15 protein-coding genes are annotated in these 18,214 nt (G+C 69.3%); 14 read left to right on the plus strand and 1 reads right to left on the minus strand.

Features of this window, described 5'->3' with window-relative positions; genetic code table 11:
* The first annotated feature begins 213 nt into the window (after positions 1-213).
* The 13 genes from WC493_RS16245 (at position 214) to hrpB (ending at position 17,200) form a co-directional block, all read left to right on the plus strand.
* Positions 214-699, plus strand: a complete 486-nt coding sequence (locus WC493_RS16245) for an Hcp family type VI secretion system effector (protein WP_373066588.1) — start codon at positions 214-216, stop codon at positions 697-699.
* Between the two features lie 107 nt (positions 700-806).
* A complete protein-coding gene (locus tag WC493_RS16250) occupies positions 807-1,496 on the plus strand; it encodes an OmpA family protein (RefSeq protein ID WP_373066590.1) in 690 nt (229 codons plus the stop codon).
* A gap of 24 nt (positions 1,497-1,520) precedes the next feature.
* The gene (locus WC493_RS16255) at positions 1,521-3,482 is read left to right on the plus strand and encodes a type VI secretion system Vgr family protein (protein ID WP_373066591.1); all 1,962 of its coding nucleotides are present in this window, start codon (positions 1,521-1,523) and stop codon (positions 3,480-3,482) included.
* 30 nt (positions 3,483-3,512) lie between these two features.
* Positions 3,513-4,118 (plus strand): hypothetical protein, encoded by a 606-nt coding sequence (locus WC493_RS16260; RefSeq protein WP_373066593.1) that lies wholly within the window; start codon positions 3,513-3,515, stop codon positions 4,116-4,118.
* Complete coding sequence (locus WC493_RS16265; RefSeq protein ID WP_373066594.1) at positions 4,118-4,417, plus strand: PAAR domain-containing protein; 300 nt, start codon at positions 4,118-4,120, stop codon at positions 4,415-4,417. The genes WC493_RS16260 and WC493_RS16265 overlap by 1 nt, the downstream gene beginning before the upstream one ends.
* A gap of 7 nt (positions 4,418-4,424) precedes the next feature.
* On the plus strand, positions 4,425-4,994 hold the full coding sequence (locus WC493_RS16270; protein ID WP_373066595.1) for an OmpA family protein: 570 nt from the start codon (positions 4,425-4,427) through the stop codon (positions 4,992-4,994).
* A 69-nt stretch (positions 4,995-5,063) separates the two neighbouring features.
* On the plus strand, positions 5,064-6,641 hold the full coding sequence (gene tagH / locus WC493_RS16275) for a type VI secretion system-associated FHA domain protein TagH (RefSeq protein WP_373066597.1): 1,578 nt from the start codon (positions 5,064-5,066) through the stop codon (positions 6,639-6,641).
* Positions 6,642-6,674: 33 nt separating this feature from the next.
* Positions 6,675-8,012, plus strand: coding sequence for a type VI secretion system baseplate subunit TssK (tssK, locus tag WC493_RS16280; RefSeq protein ID WP_373066598.1), 1,338 nt, complete (start codon positions 6,675-6,677; stop codon positions 8,010-8,012).
* A 25-nt stretch (positions 8,013-8,037) separates the two neighbouring features.
* A complete protein-coding gene (gene icmH, locus WC493_RS16285) occupies positions 8,038-9,564 on the plus strand; it encodes a type IVB secretion system protein IcmH/DotU (protein ID WP_373066599.1) in 1,527 nt (508 codons plus the stop codon).
* Between the two features lie 6 nt (positions 9,565-9,570).
* A complete protein-coding gene (tssM, locus tag WC493_RS16290) occupies positions 9,571-13,200 on the plus strand; it encodes a type VI secretion system membrane subunit TssM (protein ID WP_373066600.1) in 3,630 nt (1,209 codons plus the stop codon).
* A complete protein-coding gene (gene tagF, locus WC493_RS16295; protein WP_373066601.1) occupies positions 13,182-13,934 on the plus strand; it encodes a type VI secretion system-associated protein TagF in 753 nt (250 codons plus the stop codon). Before tssM ends, tagF begins: the two co-directional genes overlap by 19 nt.
* Positions 13,931-14,659, plus strand: coding sequence for a PP2C family serine/threonine-protein phosphatase (locus WC493_RS16300; protein WP_373066602.1), 729 nt, complete (start codon positions 13,931-13,933; stop codon positions 14,657-14,659). The genes tagF and WC493_RS16300 overlap by 4 nt, the downstream gene beginning before the upstream one ends.
* Positions 14,660-14,704: 45 nt before the next feature.
* Positions 14,705-17,200, plus strand: coding sequence for an ATP-dependent helicase HrpB (gene hrpB / locus WC493_RS16305; RefSeq protein WP_373066604.1), 2,496 nt, complete (start codon positions 14,705-14,707; stop codon positions 17,198-17,200).
* 19 nt (positions 17,201-17,219) lie between these two features.
* Here the strand turns inward: hrpB and WC493_RS16310 are convergent, their stop codons facing one another.
* Complete coding sequence (locus WC493_RS16310; protein ID WP_373066605.1) at positions 17,220-17,657, minus strand: DUF1036 domain-containing protein; 438 nt, start codon at positions 17,655-17,657, stop codon at positions 17,220-17,222.
* A 241-nt stretch (positions 17,658-17,898) separates the two neighbouring features.
* Between WC493_RS16310 and WC493_RS16315 the strand changes: the two genes are divergently transcribed.
* The coding region (locus WC493_RS16315) for a hypothetical protein (RefSeq protein ID WP_373066606.1) at positions 17,899-18,214 on the plus strand (316 nt) is incomplete at its 3' end.

An 18,214-nucleotide genomic window follows, 5' to 3' on the forward strand; every position in this document is an offset into this window, starting at 1 on the left:
TCGATTTCCAGATCGCGTGAATGCGTGACTGGCGTCACAGCCCCACAGAGCGGTCAGCACTAAATATCAGAGGCGACAAGGGGGGCGGTCCCAGACTGAGGAAAGACGGACCACCTCGTAGTTCGCGGCGGGGCCGGGAGGCTCCACCGGGTTTCTCAAGAGGCGACCAGCCTGTCATCATCAGGGACAACGGAGGATATTATGGCTCTCTACATGAAGTTCGGCGACATCAAGGGTGACGTCAGCGAGGCTGGCCACAAGGAATGGCTGCTCCTCGAATCGATCTCGCTCGGCTTCAGCCGCTACCTCACCTCGGCGGTCGGCGCCGGTCAGAACCGCGAAGGTTCGACCCCCGACTTCCAGGATGTGCACATCACCCGCACAACCGACAAGGCCACCCCGGAGCTGATGCGCCATGCGCTGGCCGGCGGCAAGGGCGGCCAGGGCGCCGAAGTGACGATCGACTTCACGACGTCCGACAAGGACCCGTTCGTCTACTACCAGCTGAAGCTGACCGACGTGCTGATCGGTTCCTATCAGCAGTCCGGTTCGGGTGGTGGCGCCGGCAACCGTCCGTCCGACTCGATCTCGCTGAACTTCCGCAAGTTCGAAGCGAAGTTCTTCCCGCGGGATCAGGCCAACAAGCAGGGCACCCCGGTCATGGCTGGTTACAACCTGTCGACCGCGCAGCCCATCTGATCGGCCGGGCCCGCGCCCGCCACGAAGACCGACCGGGGGCGGCTCGTCCGCCCCCGTTCCTTCCCGGACAGCCGATCTGCGGCGCCGGGTATCCTGCGGAGGTCAACATGTTGCACGTCCTGCGTCGTCTTTCGGCGGGCCTCGTCCTGCTGCCGCTGTGCCTGTCGGTTCCGGGCGAAGTCGCCGCGCAGTCCCGCGTCGACATGCGGGGCGTCGATCCTTCGCAGTGCGACGTCTATCTGGCGATCGGCCGGGCGCTGCCCCCCGAATGCCAGGATGCCGGACCTTCGGCCGGGGTGACCACCCGCGGCCTCGACCTCGAATTCGATCCCGGCCCCTCTGGCGGCGGTGCGGCGCCGGGTGGCGCGCCCGCGGCCGGCGGCAAGCCAGCCACCGGCGGCAAGGGTGTCGCGGTCGGCGAGCCGCCGCCGGCACCCCACGTGCCGCAGACCAAGGAGGGCGTCTTCACCCTCCAGTTCGCACTGAATTCCGCCGTGCTCACGCCCCAGGCCAGGGCCGTGCTGGACAAGGTCGCGGTGGTCATGAACGACCCCGCCAATGCCGGTGCCCGTTATGTCGTGAAGGGGTTCACGGACGCCAGCGGCTCGGACGCCGCCAACATGGCGCTGTCCCAGGCCCGCGCCGACTCGGCCCGCGCCTATCTGGTCAACGTGCGCGGTGTCACTGCCGCTTCGATCACCGCCGAAGGCCGCGGCGAAGCCGGGTTGCTGCCCGGCCTGCCGGCCAATTCGCCCTGGCATCGCCGGGTCGAGATCCTGGCGGACTTCCGGGGCTGACGGCGGCGCCGAGGGGGACGAGCCATGTCGACCGCGCGTGACGCAGCCAAGGAGTCGGAACGGCCGTTCCGCCTGACCTCGCCCCTCGGCAAGGATGCGATGATCGCCGTCGGCGTCTCGGGCACCGAGGCGGTTTCGGCCCCCTATCACATCCGGATCGAGGTCGTCTCCAAGAACCTCGACGTGAAGCCGAGCGAGCTGCTCGGCAAGGCGGTCGGCCTGTCGGTCACCTGGAGCGGCAAGCGCGACTTCCATGGTCTCGTCAAGAGCGTCGCTCCCGGCATGATGGCGGACCGCCAGTTCCGCTTCTACACGATCGAGATCGTGCCCTGGTTCTGGTTCCTGAAGCTGACCACCGACTGCCGCATCTTCCAGAAGAAGAGCGTGAAGCAGATCGTCGAGGCGGTGTTCCAGGACTCGGGCTTTTCCGACTTCGACCTCTCGGGCCTCTCCGGCGCCGAGGCGACCTCGCCGCGCGACTATTGCGTGCAGTACCGCGAGAGCGATTTCGATTTCGTCGCCCGTCTCCTCGAAGAGGTCGGCGCGCATTACCATTTCGAACAGAAGGCGGGCAGCCACAAGATGGTGGTGGCCGACAAGAACGATGCCTTCGCCGATGTTGCCGATCCCGAGAAGCACCTGACCGGCTCGGCCCATGGCCTGCTCAGCCTCGAGACCTTCAAGGGCATCGGTTCCTATACGACGACCCGTTGGGTCCAGACCGACTACAATTACGAGACCCCGAGCCAGTCGCTGCAGACCAATGCGGCGACCGTCGCCGATCTGCCGGGCAGCCCGGTCTATGAAGTCTTCGACTATCCCGGCCTCTATCCGCAGAAATCCGGGGGCGAAGCCTTGACCAAGCTCCGCATGGAGGCGGACGAGGCGGCGCAGAGCGGGGCGGTCGGCTCGGGCTCGGCCCCCGACCTCTACGCCGGCGGCGCCTTCACCGTCGACGGCGACATGGCGGGTGTCAAGGGGCGCAAATGGGTGGTCGGCGAGATCGAGCATCTGGGCTCGGACCGCAGCCTGTTCGGCAATTTCGGCGCCCAGGCGACGAGCTACAGCAATTCCTTCGCCGCCTTCAGCAAGGCGGTGCCCTTCCGCCCGAGGCGTTCGACGCCGAGGCCCGCGATCGCCGGCATCCAAACTGCGATCGTCGTCGGCCCCTCGGGCGAGGAGATCCACACCGACGAAATGGGCCGCGTGCTCGTGCAGTTCCATTGGGACCGTTACGGCGACCGCAAGGGTTCCACCTCGTGCTGGGTGCGCGTCGCCCAGCCCTGGGCCGGCAAGCAATGGGGCGCCGTGTTCACGCCGCGCATCGGCGACGAAGTGGTGGTCAGCTTCCTCGAAGGCAATCCGGACCGGCCGCTGGTCACCGGCAGCGTCTACAACGCGGAACGTATGCCGCCCTACAGCCTGCCGGGCGAAAAGACCAAGAGCGGCATCCGCACCCGCTCCAGCCTGGGCGGCGGGATGGCCGACTTCAACGAGCTGACCTTCGACGACAAGAAGGGTTCGGAGCAGGTCTATTTCCATGCCCAGAAGGACATGACGCGCAAGGTCGAGAACGACGAGTCGATCGACGTCGACCACGACCAGACCGTGAAGATCCAGAACAATCAGTCGATCGAGGTCGAGCAGGGCAACCGCACGGTCAAGGTCACACAGGGCAACCAGTCTCACGAAGTCTCGATGGGCAACGACGACACCGAGATCAAGATGGGCAACATGTCGATCAAGCTCGGCATGGGCAACATGTCGACCAAGCTCGACCTCGGCAAACAGGAGACCGAGGCGATGCAGTCGATCGAGATGAAGGTGATGGGGTCGAGCATCAAGATCGATCCCACGGGCGTCACCATCAAGGCGCCGATGATCAAGATCGAGGGCGACGCCATGGTGCAGACCAAGGCGCCGATGGTGCAGTCGCAGGCCGACGGCATCAGCATCCTGAAGGGCGGCATCGTCCTCATCAATTGACGCCGTGAAGGGTATCGAAGGGACAGGGGCATGACGGCGGCGACACTGGCCAAGATCGCGACGGTGCGGAGCGGCGACCTGGCGCGCCGCTACCAGCCGACTGCGGCCGTGATCGAGGCCTTGCGCGCCCATCCGACCGCGGATGGTGCCGCACGCAAGCTGATCAACGAGAAGGCGGTCGATGCCGCGATCGAGCTGCTGGCCCATGCCCTGCCGCGCCGCGAGGCGGTCTGGTGGGCGGCGACATGCGTGCGCGAGCGGCTGCCCGAGCCGGCGCCGGCGGTCGAGCTCCGCCTGCTCGCCGGAGCGGAGGATTGGGTGCGCAAGCCGAGCGACGAGCAGCGTCGCGCCGTCTTCGAACTGGCGCGGACAGAAGGCATGGGAACCCCGGCCGGCCTGGTCGCCTCCGCCGTCTTTTTCTCGGGCGATACCTTGGGTCCGGCCGACCGCCCGCCGGTGCCGCCGGCCAGCAACCTGGTCGGTACCATGGTGGTCAATGCGGTCCGTATCGCCGCGACCCGCCTGGCCGCTCAGGAAGGGCCGCAGTGGCTCGCCGAATTTCTTACCGTCGGCATCGACATCGCCTCCGGCGGCTCCGGCCGCAAGCGCGACGCCAAGGCAGAGGAGACCGCCTGATGGGCCAGCCCGCCGCCCGCGTGACCGATATGCACGTCTGCCCCATGGTGACGCCCGGCGTGCCGCCGATCCCCCATGTCGGCGGCCCGATCCTGCCGCCCTGTTCGGTCAACACGTTGACCGTGATGCTGCCCCAGGCGCGTGTCACCGACATGTGCCTGTGCGTCGGCCCGCCGGACGTCATCGTGCTCGGCAGTTTCACGGTCCTGGTCAACAACCTGCCGGCCGCCCGCATGGGCGACATGACGGCTCATGGCGGCTCGATCGTCATGGGTGCGCCGACCGTGCTGATCGGGTGAGGCGGCCATGGATACCATCATTCGACATCGCTGGTTCGGCCGCATGGGGCGGGCCGCTGCGCTCGTCCTCGGCCTCGTCGCGGCCGCCGGCGCCGCCCGGGCGGAGGGTACGGCGGTCGCCCCCGATGCCTCGGCCTGCGAGATCCACCGGGCGCTCGGCCGCGAACTGCCGCCGGAATGCAAGACCCGCGGCCTCGACATGCCGTTCGACGCCGCGGATGCACCGGCGACGCGCGAAGCCGTCTTCACGATCGAATTCGCCCTGAATTCGGCGCGCCTGACCGCGCAGGGCAGGGCGGTGCTGGACAAGGTGGCCGAGGTGATGAAATACCCGGGCAACGCCGGGGCCAAATTCGTGCTGAAGGGCTTCACCGATGCCAGCGGCTCCGCCCGCGGCAACCTCGCCCTGTCGAAGGCGCGGGCCGAGGCGGCGCGGCTCTATCTGGTCGAGACGGGGGGCGTTCCCGCTGCCATGATCATGGCCGAGGGGCTCGGCGAGACCGGGTTGCTGCCCGGCCTGCCACCCAATTCGCCGCGTCACCGCCGGGTCGAGATCCTGGCGGACTACCGGGGGTGAGCCCGGGATGGAGGAAGTGGTCGCGATGTCGTCTGTTTGCGTGGGCCGTCGTCGGGCGGGAGCCGTGACATGGCGCTGATGCTCGCCTTCGTCGGCGAGGCGCCGGACGGGCTGCCGGCGCGCTATGTCGTGCCGCCGGGCGGGGCCTCGATCGGCCGCGGTCAGGCGAACGACCTCGTATTGCCAGATCCCGAGCAGAAACTGTCGCGCCGCCATTGCGAGATCCGGCCGGACCGCGGCGGCTGGCTGCTGTTCGACAGTTCGACCAACGGCACCTTCCTGAACGACCAGCCGGAACGGCTCGACCCACGGGTTCCCGTGCTGCTGCAGAACGGCGATTCGATCATCCTCGGCACCTATACGATGGTGGTGCAGATCGAGGCGGATGCGCCGGCCTACGAGCCGGACTACGGTCTCGCCCCGGCTCCGCCGGTGGCCGACGTGGGGGCCGGCCGCTTCGACGATTTCGACCGCCTGCGCCACGATCCCGGCGCCGGGGCGGCCGGCGTGCCGGCCGACGATCCCTTCGCCGCCTTCGACCTCGAACCGTCGCCCAGCTATGGCACCGGCGCCGGGGCACCGCCGCCCGCTTCGGATTTCCGCCTGGACGAGCCGGGCGAGGCTCAGGGCCGGCGCGATCTCTATCAGGTCGGGCGGGTCGAGCCGGCAGCCGATTTCGCGGCCCGCACCGTCAGCGACACCGATGATCCCTTCGCCGCCTTCGATCTCGAAGGCCCGATCGGCATGGGGGCCCAGGCCGATCATGCCGATCACGGCAATATCCAGTTCACCCCGCCCCAGTCGCGGCGCGACGTGCTGCCCGAAAACTGGATGGACGAGGAGCCCCTCGCGCCGCCGGTGACGCCGCCCGTGGCCCCGCCGCCGGTGCCCGAATCCGTCTCGGTCCCGGGATCGGGTGGGGGCTTCGATGACGAGGGCTTCGGCCCCGGGGCGGAGCCGACGGCACCGCCGCCCCGCCCGGTCGTGCCGGAGACGCCGGCCTATCCGCCCCCTCCCGCTTATCAGACCCCCGCTTATCAGGCGCCGGCCTATCCGCCGCCGCCGGCCGCCGACGCGGGCGACGCGCTTTCGGCCTTCCTGTCCGGGGCGGGCATTGCGACGCCGCCGCCGGGCGACGCCACCGCGGCGATCCACTTGGCCGGGCAGATCTTCCGCGTGCTGGTCGAAGGTGCGCGCGACCTGATCCAGACCCGGGCCAAGCTCAAGAACGAATTCCGCATCGAGCAGACCATGATCGGCTCGGCCAACAACAACCCGCTGAAATTCGCCATGACGGCGGAGGATGCGCTGACCGCCATGCTGCAGCCGGCCCGGCAGGGCTATCTCGGCCCGGTCGATTCCGCCCGCGAAGTCTTCGCCGACCTGCAATCACACGAGATCGCGGTCATGGTGGCGATTCAGGCGGCCATGAAGACGGTCCTGAAGCGGCTCGATCCCACGATGATCAAGGCGAAGATCGACGCCGATTCCGGCGGCTTCACCATCGGCGGCGGCAAGAAGAACCGCTATTGGGATCTCTACGAAATCCTCTTCGCGGAGGTCGTCGGCGGCCTCGACGAGGATTTCGACAAGCTATTCGGGCGTGCCTTCGCGGCCGCCTACGAGGAACAGGTGCGGCGCCTCTGATCCGTCGGCGGTGCCATTGCTGGAGTTGAGGGCATGGGGTGGAACGACAAGGTCGTATGGTCGGAGGGCATGTTCCTTCGGACCCAGCATTTCCAGCAGTTCGACCGCTATGTCGAACGACTGGTGCGGGGCCGGGTCGACGGCCTGCGCCCCCATGCCTGGGGCCTGACCGAATTCTCGCTCAATCGCGATATGCTGAAGACCGGGCGCTTCGCCCTGGTCGACGCGGCCGGCGTGTTTTCCGACGGCACGCCCTTCGCCATCCCCGATTCCGCCGACCATCCGCCGCCTCTCGAAGTGGGCGAGAACGTGCGCAACCAGGTGGTCTATCTGGCCGTGCCCCTGGTACAGCCCGGCGCGCCCGAATTCGTCATCGATCCCAAGGCCGAGGCGCCGGCACGCTTCGCCGCCCAGGAATTCGAGGCGACCGACGCGATTCACGGTGCCCCTGGCATCGCCCGGCTCACGGTCGGGCGGTTGCGGCTGCGCTATCTCCTCGAACAGGACGACCGCGCGGGTTACGCCTGCATCGGGCTCGCCCGCATCGTCGAGGTCCAGGCCGACAAGCGGATCGTGCTGGACGAGCGCTTCATCCCGCCGGTGCTGGCCTGTTCCGCCTCGAGCCAATTGGTCGGCTTCGTGACCGAGATCCTGGGCCTGCTGCACACGCGGGGCGAGGCATTGGCGGCACGCGCCTCGGCGTCGGGCACGCGGGCCGGCGTCGGCCAGCTCTCCGACTTCCTGCTGCTGCAACTGGTCAACCGCTTCGAGCCGCTGTTCGCCCATTTCAGCGCCGGTAACCTGATGCATCCCGAGAGCTTCTATATGGACGGGCTGCAATTGGCCGGCGAGCTGGCGACCTTCACCGCCGCTGGCAAACGGCCGCCCAATTTCCCGGCCTACCGCCACGACGACCTGCAGCGGACCTTCGCCGCCCTGATGGCGGAACTGCGCCAGTCCCTCTCGGCCGTGCTGGAACAGACGGCGATCAACATCCCCTTGCAGGAACGCAAGTTCGGCATGCGGGTCGGCGTCATCGCGGACAAGAGCCTGCTCAAGACCGCGACCTTCGTCCTTTCCGTCAAGGCCGACATGCCGCCCGAGGCGCTGCGCCGCAATTTCCCGGCCCAGGTGAAGATCGGCCCGGTCGAGCAGATCCGCGACCTGGTCAATGTCCAGCTCGGCGGCATCGCCACCAGGCCGCTACCGGTCGCCCCGCGCGAAGTGCCCTATCACGCGGGCTCCAGCTATTTCGAACTCGACCGATCGAGCCCCTATTTCGCGCAGCTCGCGACATCGGGCGGCATCGCGATCCACCTGGCGGGCGATTTTCCCCAGGTGACGATGGAACTCTGGGCGATCAAGGCCTGAGGCGGCCGGGAAGGGGAGGCAGACCATGGCCGACAAGGACAATCCCTTCGCCGAGGAAGGCGACGACGAACGCACGATGATCCAGCCCATGCCGGGTGGCCGCCGGCCGGAGCCGCAGCGCCCGGCCGGGCCGCCCGCGGGCTATCCGCAACCCGGGCAGCCGGCGCCGCCGGCCTATCCACCCCAGGCCGGCTATCCGCAGCCGGGCCAGCCGCCGCAGCCGGGCTACCCGCCCCAGGCGCCGGGCCAGCGTCCCCTGCCGGGCGGTGGCGCGCCGCTCGCCGGGCGCATGGCCGGGGCGCCGCCGCCGGCCGATCCCGATGCCCCGCGCGAAGTGGTGGCGACCGGCATCAATCCGCTGATCGCCGCGGCGGCGCCGGTGCTGGCGCTGGCGACCCGCGTCCGGGGCACGCCGCGCCAGACCGACGTCGACGGGCTGCACGCCCGCACGATCGACGCGATCCGCCGCTTCGAGGCCGGCGCCCGCCAGACCGGCCTGCCGCCGGATGCCCTCTCGGCCGCGCATTATGCCCTTTGCGCCTCGATCGACGACGTCGTGCTCTCGACCCCCTGGGGCGGGCACGGCGCCTGGGCGCGGCGCTCGATGATCTCGATCTTCCACAACGAGGTGACGGGCGGCGAGCGCTTCTACGGCATCCTGCGCCGCTGCGAAGGTGATCCGGGGCGTTTCATCGACGTGCTGGAACTCATGTATGTCTGCCTCTCCCTCGGTTTCGAGGGCGAGATGCGGGTGCTGCCGCGCGGCGCCTCCGAACATGCCAAGATCCGCGAGAGCCTCTATGCCCTGATCCGCCGTCACCGCGGCGAGCTGGAACCCGAGATTTCGCCCCATTGGAAGGGGCAGAACGCGGCCGACGCCCATATCCGCGGCGCCATTCCGCCCTGGGTGGTGGCCGCCGCCGCGCTCACCCTGCTCGGCCTCGGCTATTTCGGCCTCAATTTCATGCTCTCGGGCCAGACCAGCCAGGCACTCGCCGCGATGGGCGAGATGCAGCCGGTCACGCCGGCGCGCATCGTGCGGCCTGAGCCGGTGCGCCCGCCGCCCCCGCCGCCCCCGCCACCGCCCGCCGCGGTCGAGAGCCGGGCCCAGGTGATCGCCCGCTTCCTCGACGCCGAGATCAAGGAAGGCATCGTCGAAGTGGCGGAATCGGCCCAGGCCATCCGCATCACGCTGCGCTCCGCCAGGGCGCGAGGCATGTTCGCCTCCGGCAAGGCCGACCTGCTCGATGTCTATCTGCCGACGGTCGAACGCGTCGCCAAGGCGCTGGCCGGCGAGGCCGGCGACATCATCATCGAAGGCCATACGGATTCGGTGCCGGTCACGCGGCCGCCCTTCAACAACAACTATAATCTCTCGCGGGCCCGGGCGGACGGCGTGCGCGACCTCCTGGTCGCCAATGGCGTCGATGCCGCCCGCATCACCACGATCGGCAAGGGACCGGACAAGCCGGTCGCCCCGAACGACACGCCGGAGAACAAGGAACGCAACCGGCGTATCGAGATCATCCTGAAGAAGGTCGGGCAGGAGTAAGTCCCCATGCTGAAGCGGATCCTCCTCTCGTCCTGGCTCTGGACCCTGATCGGTATCATCCTGCTCTCGGTCTTCGCCTTTTTCCTGGGGCCCTATATCGAGATCGGCGGCGTCTATCCGCTGGGCGACTCGATCAGCTGGCTCGCCTCGACCTTCGTCATGTTCATGATCTGGAGCGCCTATTACGGCATCCAGTATGGCGTCTACCGGGCCGCCTCGAAGCGGCTCGAGGGCGGCATCACCGCGGAAGAGGGCGGCGACGCCAAGGCCAAGGCGAAGGACAAGGAAAAGGCGGGCGACAAGGTCGCCCAGGCCGAAGTCCAGATGCTCAAGGGCCGCTTCGAAGAGGCGATCGGCCTCCTGAAGAAATCCGCCGCGGCCGAGGGGCGGGGGCGGCACTATCTCTACGACCTGCCCTGGTATGTCATCATCGGGCCGCCCGGCTCGGGCAAGACCACGGCCCTGGTCAATTCGGGCCTGCGCTTCCCGCTCGCCGAGAAGCTGACCGACGGCAAGCCGGGCGCCATCGCCGGCATCGGCGGCACCCGGGCCTGCGACTGGTGGTTCACCGACGACGCCGTGCTGATCGACACCGCCGGGCGTTACACGACGCAGGACAGCGATGCCGCGGCCGACGCCAAGGCCTGGTCCGGCTTCCTCGACCTTTTGAAGAAGAACCGGCCGCGCCAGCCGCTGAACGGCGTCGTGGTCGCGATCGGCATTCTCGATCTCCTGTCCGGCACCAAGGAGGAACGGGTTGCCCATGCGACGGCGATCCGCGCCCGCCTGGCCGAACTCTACGACCGCCTGCGGGTCAAGATCCCGGTCTATGTCCTGTTCACCAAGGCGGACCTGCTGGCCGGTTTCGTCGAATATTTCGACGACCTCGGCAAGACCGAGCGCGAACAGGTCCTGGGCTTCACTTTCCCGCTCGACAGCGGCAAGGGCGAGGCGGCGGTGACCCATTTCGACGCCGAGCTGGATGTCCTGGTCTCGCGCCTGAACGAGCGCCTGGTCGACCGCCTGCAGGCCGAACGGGACATCGAGCGGCGCACGCTCGCCTATGGCTTCCCGAGCCAGCTCGCCTCGCTCAAAGAGACCTGCCGGGAATTCCTCGACGGCATCTTCCTGCCCACGCGCTTCGAGGAACGGCCGGTGTTGCGCGGGGTCTATTTCACCTCGGGCACCCAGACCGGCACGCCCTTCGACCGCCTGGCGGCCGCCATGGCGGCGCAATTCGGCGTCGACCGCCAGCGCCTGCCGGCCTTCGCCGGCCCGGGGCGGAGCTACTTCCTGACCCGGCTGCTGCGCGCCGTGATGTTCAACGAGGCGGGCCTGGTCGGCCGCGACGCCAAGGCGGAAAAGCGCCGCCGGTGGATCGCGCGCATCACCTATGGCCTGACCGGCCTCATTACGGTCGGCGCGGTCGGCGTCTGGGCGCTGTCCTACCTGAACAACAAGCGTCTCATCGACGAATATGACGCCGCCATCGCGGCCTATAACGAAGCCTCGAAATCGCTCGACCTCACCATGGTGGACGAGGCGACGGCGGAACAGAACATGTCCCGCCTGCTCGACCTCCTGAACCGCTTGCGCTCGCTCGCCGGGGTCGACCGGGCGGACGAGGCGGTGCCCTTCACCTATCGCTTCGGCCTCTATCAGGGCGACGATCTCCGCGAACAGGCGAACGAAGCCTATCACCGCGCCCTCGAAGGCGCCTTCCGGCCCCGCCTGCTGCTGATCCTGGAACGCAAGATCAAGCAGTCGATGAACGATCCCGAAGCGCTCTACGGCAATTTGAAGGCTTACCGCATCCTGGCCGGCGCCGGCCCGCTCGACGCCAAGCTGCTGCACGACAGTTTCCAGGCCTATTGGTCGAAACTCTACGACAAGCCGGAATATCAGGACGCGGTGACGCGCCTGGTCGCCCATGTCGATACCCTGGTGCAGCGCCCGCTGGACGAAGTGGCGCAGAATACCGACGTGACCCAGGCGGCGGCCGACGTGCTGACCCGCGAACCATTGGCGAAGCGCGTCTATTTCCGCATCAAGCAGGCACAGAGCGTGACCCAGTTGCCGTTCTGGCGCCTGGGCGACAAGGGCGGCCGCCTGCTCGACGACGTCTATGACACGTTCGCCGGCAATCCGCCCTCCAAGGTGACCTTGCCCGGGCTCTTCACCTACGACGGCTTCTACAAGACCTTCCTGCCCATGGTGCCCAAGGTGGTGCGCGAGGCGACGGCGGATTCCTGGGTCGTCGGTGTGCCGGTCGACACGGCGCAGTCGCCCGCTGCCCTGGCCAAGCTGGAAGGCGAAGTCGTCGCCCAATATGAGGACGACTATATCCAGCGCTGGGACGAGGTCCTGCGCAGCCTTCGCCTGAAGCCGCTCGACGGCGGCAGCGAGGCGGTGCTGCCCATCCTGGCCAAGCTCTCGGCTCCCGACAGCCCGATGAAACTGGTCACGGCGGCGATCGCCAAGGAGACCGACCTCGGCACGCCGCCGCCGGCCCCGGCCGCGACGCCTGCCGGGGCCGCCGGTGCGGTTGCGGGTGGCGCCCTGCCGGATCCCAGCGCCGCCCTGCCCACCGGCGGGGCGGCGGGGGCGGCGGCTTCGGCCCTCGGCTTCGGCCAGGTCGGGCCGGCCGACGGGCCGAAACCCGGTCAGCGCACCAGCGAGCATTTCGCCTTCCTGCGCAAACAGGTGGTGGCGGGCGAGGGCGGCCAGGCCCCGATCGACGAGGCGGTGGCCGGGCTCAAGGGCTTGTTCGACCAGTTGAACCAGCTTCGCGCCGGCGGCGGCAGCGCGTCCGGCGGGGCGGCGGCGGCCCAGCAGGTGCAGATCCTGGCCGACCGCCTGGGTCCGCCCCTGTCCAATTGGCTGGCGGCAGCGGCGGCCGGCGGCCAGGCGGCCCAGGTCTCGACCACGCGGGCGCAGATCAACGAAGCCTGGACCGGGACGGTGGCCCAGCGCTGCCAGACCGCGCTCAAGAACCGCTATCCCTTCAGTGCGGGGGCCAACGATGACGTGCCGGTGTCCGACTTCCAGGCCCTGTTCGCACCGAACGGCCTGATCGACGGCTTCTTCAGGCAGAACCTGGATTCCTTCGTCGACACTTCGGGCAATTCCTGGTCGCTGAAGGCGGGGGCGGCGCAGAACCTGGGGATCCCGGCGGCGACGCTGGCCCAGCTCCGCTCCGCCTCGGTGATCCGCGATGCCTTCGTGCCCTCGGGCCAGGGCTTCGGCTTCCAATATACGATCGAGCCGGTGGCGCTCGACCCCGGCATCGCCGAGGCGAAGCTGGAGATCGACGGCGTCACCATGAGTTTCAACGGCGCCAACGGCCGGCCCACCATCATGTCCTGGCCGGCGGCCATGGGCGGCGGCTTCGCCCAGATCACCCTGACGCCGTCCGATCCGGCGCAACAACCGGTGACGACCCAGGGCCAGGGCGCCTGGGCCGCCTTCCGCCTGTTCGACCAGGCGAGCCTGGCGAATGGTGCCAGCCCGGCCGAGAAGGTCCTTCGCTTCACCGTGGGCGGGCGCTTCGTCACCTACCGCGTGAAGGCCAGCGGCAGCCTCTATCCCTTCAAGCTTCCCGAAATCAGGAGCTTCAAGTGCCCGGCGAGCATGTGATCAACCGATCACCGGAAGCGGTGCCGGTGCCGGGTGGGGAGGCCACCCCGCCGGTTACCGGCCAGCCTGCGGGCGGTCCGGCGCCGCCGGTGGCGGGTCTCTACGGCAAGCTGCCGTCGCGCGGCGATTTCGTCGAACGGCGTCTGTCGGACGCCTTCGTCGACCGCTGGGACGTCTTCCTGGACGAGGGGCTGCGCGCCGCGGCCGGCGTCTTGGGTGAGCGTTTCGCCGAACGTTACCTGGTCGCCCCCTTCTGGCGCTTCGCTCTCGGTGCCGGCGTCGCCGGCGATTTCACCGTGGTCGGCGTCTTCGCCCCCAGTGTCGACAAAGTGGGGCGCTATTTCCCGCTCACCGTGGCGGCCGAACTGGCGCCGGGCGTCGGCGCCGCCGCCGGCATCGCCGCAGCCGAAGCCTGGCTCGCCCAGGCCGAAGCGCTGATCTACGACGCCCTCGGCCCCGAGGCGGGCTTCGAGGCGCTGGACGAGGGCGTCGCCGCCCTTCCGGTGGCCGAACCGCCCGCCGCCGCCGAAGCCCCGGACGGCGGCCGCATGATCTCATCCCCCCTGCTGGCACAGGGGCTGGTCGGCGTTCTGCCGCCTGCCGCCGTGCCGGTCATCTTCTGGACCCTCGGATCCGTCGACCTCCCCCCGCGACTGATCACATTCGGCGGCCTGCCGCCGGCGGCGCGTTTCGCCGCCCTACTCGACGGCGCCTGGGAGGGCGTGGGGACATGACCAGGTTGGCGACCATCTCGGCGGGGATTTCCCACGTCGGCTGCAAGCGCAAACTGAACGAAGATTCCTACCTGGTGCGGCCCGAGGCCGGCATGTGGGCGGTCTGCGACGGCGTCGGCGGCCATGACGCCGGCGAGGTGGCGAGCCAGGCGATCGTCGACGCGCTGGCTGCGATCGACCCGCCGCCCAGCGCCAGCGCCCTGCTGGCCGAGGTGCGGGGGGCGATCACGCGGGTCAACGGCGAGCTTCGCCAGCAGGCGGGCACGCATCGAACCATCGCCTCGACGGCGGTCGTCCTGCTCGCCTTCGGGGAACATTTCGCCTGCCTCTGGGCCGGCGATTCCCGCTGCTACCGCAAGCGCGGCGGCCAGCTCCAGCAGATCTCGCGCGATCACAGCCTGGTCCAGGACATGGTCGAAAAGGGCCTGATCAGCGCGGCCGAGGCGGAGAATCATCCACGCGGCAATGTCGTGACAAGGGCGGTCGGCGCCGACGACATGCTGATGCTCGACAAGGTGAACGACCGCATCCAGGCGGACGATGTCTTCCTCCTCTGTTCCGACGGGTTGAGCAAGGTGGTGCCGGAACAGGAGATGACCTTCATCCTGAATTCCTATGCCATCGACTTCGCGGTCGAGAAATTGGTCGCCGCTGCCCTCGAAGGCGGCGGGCCGGACAATGTGACCGTGGTCGCCGTCGCCTTCCGGGACGCCGACGCGGTCTGATCCGCCTCTTGTGCCGCGCGGGCCAGACGCTATGGTCTCCGGCTCATGGACGCCTTACCAATCGACGATGTCCTGCCGGACCTCCGCGCCGCCCTCCGCGCCGCGTCTTCCGCCGTGCTGGAAGCGCCGACCGGCGCCGGCAAGACCACGCGCGTGCCGCTCGCCCTGCTGGACGAGCCCTGGACCGCAGGCGGCCGCATCCTGATGCTCGAGCCGCGCCGGCTGGCGGCCCGTGCCGCCGCGCGGCGCATGGCGGCGGAACGGGGCGAGGCGGTGGGCGAGACGATCGGCTACCGCGTCCGCTTCGACAGCAAGGTGGGGCCGAAGACGCGGATCGAAGTGGTCACCGACGGGCTGTTCACCCGCATGATCACCGACGATCCCTCGCTCGACGGCGTTGCTGCCGTGCTGTTCGACGAATTCCACGAGCGGAGCCTGGACGGCGACCTCGGCTTGGCATTGTCACTCGAAACGCAGGAGGCGCTGCGGCCCGAGCTGCGCCTCCTGGTCATGTCGGCGACGCTGGACGGCGCCCGGGTTTCCGCCCTGCTGGGCGGGGCGCCGGTGATCCGCTCCGAGGGCCGGCTGTTCCCGGTCACCGTTCGTTACGCCGAACGGCGGGAGGAGGGGCCGATCGAGCCGCAGGCGGCGCGCGCGGTGACGCGGGCGCTGGCCGAGCTTGCCGGCGATATCCTGGTGTTCCTGCCCGGCAAGGCGGAGATCGAGCGCACGGCGGCCCTGCTGGAGGGCAGCTTGGTCTCGTCCGTCGTCCTCCACCGGCTGCACGGCGACCTCGAACTGGCCGCCCAGGACCGGGCGTTGACGCCGGGTGCCCCGGGCACCCGCAAGGTCGTGCTCTCGACCAATATCGCCGAGACCAGCCTGACCATCGAAGGGGTCGCGGTGGTGATCGATTCAGGCCTCGCCCGCGTCGCCGCTTTCGATCCCGGCACCGGCATGAGCCGGCTGGAGACCCAGCGGATTTCCGCCGCCTCGGCCGAGCAGCGGCGGGGCCGTGCCGGCCGCCTCGGCCCCGGCACCTGCATCCGCCTCTGGACCGAGGCGGAGCAGCGCGGCCTGGTGCCCCATGCCGCGGCGGAGATCGAGCGGGCGGACATGGCGCCGGTCGCCCTCGCCCTCGCCCTCTGGGGCGTCGCCGATCCCTCCACGCTGCGCCTGCTCGATCAACCCAATGCCGGGGCCTTCGCCGCCGGGCGAGCGTTGCTGACCCGGCTCGGGGCGCTGGACGAGGGTGGTTTCGCCAGCGAGCACGGCAAGGCGCTGTCGCGCCTCGGCGCCCATCCGCGCCTGGGACATCTGATGCTCGAAGGCCAGCGGCGCGGCCTCGGCGCCATGGCGGTGCGCCTCGCCGCGCTGATCGAGGGGCGCGATCCGGTGAAGCGCAGCCCCCAGGCGCGCGACGCCGACCTGACGCTGCGCCTCGACGCGCTGGCCGGGGCGGGGGGCGGCGATGTCGATCGCGGCCTCGTCCGCCAACTCTCCCAGGCGGCGGGGCAATGGTGCCGGCGCCTGCGGATCGACCCGCGCGAGGGCGATGCGCGTTCGCAACTCGGCCTCCTGGTGGCACTCGCCTATCCCGAACGGGTGGCGCGGCGCCGGCCCGGCGGGGGCGGGCACTACCTCATGGTCTCGGGCCAGGCGGCCCGGCTCGATCCGGCGGAACCCCTGGCGGCTCAGGATTTCCTGGCGATCGCGGCGCTCGACGGCAAGAAGCGCGACGGCCGCGTCTTCCTCGCCGCCGCGATCGACGCCGCCGAGGTCGAAGCGCTGTTCGCCGACCAGATCGAGGCCGCCGAATTCGTCGCCTTCGACGAGGAGACGGGGCAGGTCCGCGCCCGCCGCCGTCGCCTGTTGGGCGCCCTGGTGCTGGACGATGCGATCTGGCCCGACCCGCCGCGGGCCGCGGTGGCCGAAGCCCTGGCCGCGGCGATAAGGGTCAAGGGCCTTTCCTGCCTGCCCTGGACCCCGGCGGCCGAGAGCCTGCGCGCCCGGGTGCGCTTCCTCCATGGCCTCGATGCCGAGCGCTGGCCCGACTGGTCGGACCAGGCCCTGCTCGACGGGCTGCAGGACTGGCTCGGCCCCTATCTCGACGGGATATCCCGGCTCGAAGCCTTGCGCCGCCTCGACCTCGCGGAAATCCTCTCGGCCCGGCTCGACTGGCCGCAGCGCCAAGCCCTGGAGGCCGAAGCGCCGAGCCATCTGACGGTGCCGTCCGGCAATCGCCACGCCCTCGATTACGGGGTGGGGACGGCGCCGGTGCTGGCGGTCAAATTGCAGGAGATGTTCGGCGCGCGCGAGACGCCGACGGTGGCACGGGGCCGGGTGGCGGTTGTGATCCACCTGCTCTCGCCGGCCGGGCGGCCGGTCCAGGTGACCCAAGACTTGGTCAGCTTCTGGGCCCGCGGCTATGCCCTGGTGCGGGCCGACCTCAGGGGCCGCTACCCCAAGCACCCCTGGCCGGAAGACCCGCTGACGGCGCCGGCGACGGCCAAGACCAAGCGGCACCTGCCGCCGACTTGACGTCGCCGCCGGCAGCCGGTCAGTCGGTCAGGTTGGTGGTGTAGGACTTGGATTCGGGGCCGGTGTCGACTTCGGAGAAGCCCTTGGTCTGGAAGCCGCGGCGTTCGCAGTTCTCGTTGCCGCGAATGGTGAATTCGTTGTCTTTGACGCAGAAGTTGTTTTCGCCAGCCCAGCCGCTGCCGTCCGGATGTTCGGCATAGACATAGACATAGCGGACCTTGAGCGGACCCGGGATCGGCGTCGCGCACTGGCCGGTCTTCACGTTCCACCAGCCTTCGGAGACCCAGACGCCGTTGTCCACGCCGTCGTTGGTCTTGTCGTCGTAATAGCCGACAGCGACCGAGGTGGTCTTGTCCGTCTTGTTGCACACTTTGTATTCGGCGAAGGCCGGCGAGGCCGCGAAGGCCATGCCTGCGACCAGCACCGATGCGGCCGTGACGGCAGAACGGAGATTCATCCCCTCAACTCCCCCTAGATGGCAGGTCCGATTCGTGGCTCGATTCCAACACCTTTCGACGTCCCGGACAGTGACCCCGGCCACAGGCGACGATCGGACCCCCTAAGAAATCGCGATGAGAAGGGTACGGAGGCACGGCGCTTTTCGTCAAGGCGGTGGCTGTGCGCGACGCGACATTCCGGCCGCACCGTGACATGATGGCCCGGCATTGCTGCGTTTTCTGTTGCACCAGGGGGGAACGGTGTCGTCACGCAACATTTTCACGCGAAGTCTCTCGGGCCTGGCACTGTGCCTCGCGGTGGCGAGCCCGCCGGCTCTGGCGCAGAGCAGCTTCCTCGGCGGCATGAGCGGCAAGCCGGCGCAGAACCCGCCACCCGCCGCGGAGCCCGAACCGGCACCCGCCCCGGCCCCGGCGCCAGCGCCCACGCCGGCGGCGCCTGCGCCAGCGCCCTTCAAGCCCAGCCCGCCCGCGGCGGCGACCGGCTTTTCCGGCAGTTGGACCGGCACCTATACCTGCGCCCAGGGCCTGACCGGCATCGCCATCCTGTTCGAGCCCC

It is taken from the genome of Zavarzinia sp., from assembly GCF_041650655.1.
Lineage (GTDB): Bacteria > Pseudomonadota > Alphaproteobacteria > Zavarziniales > Zavarziniaceae > Zavarzinia.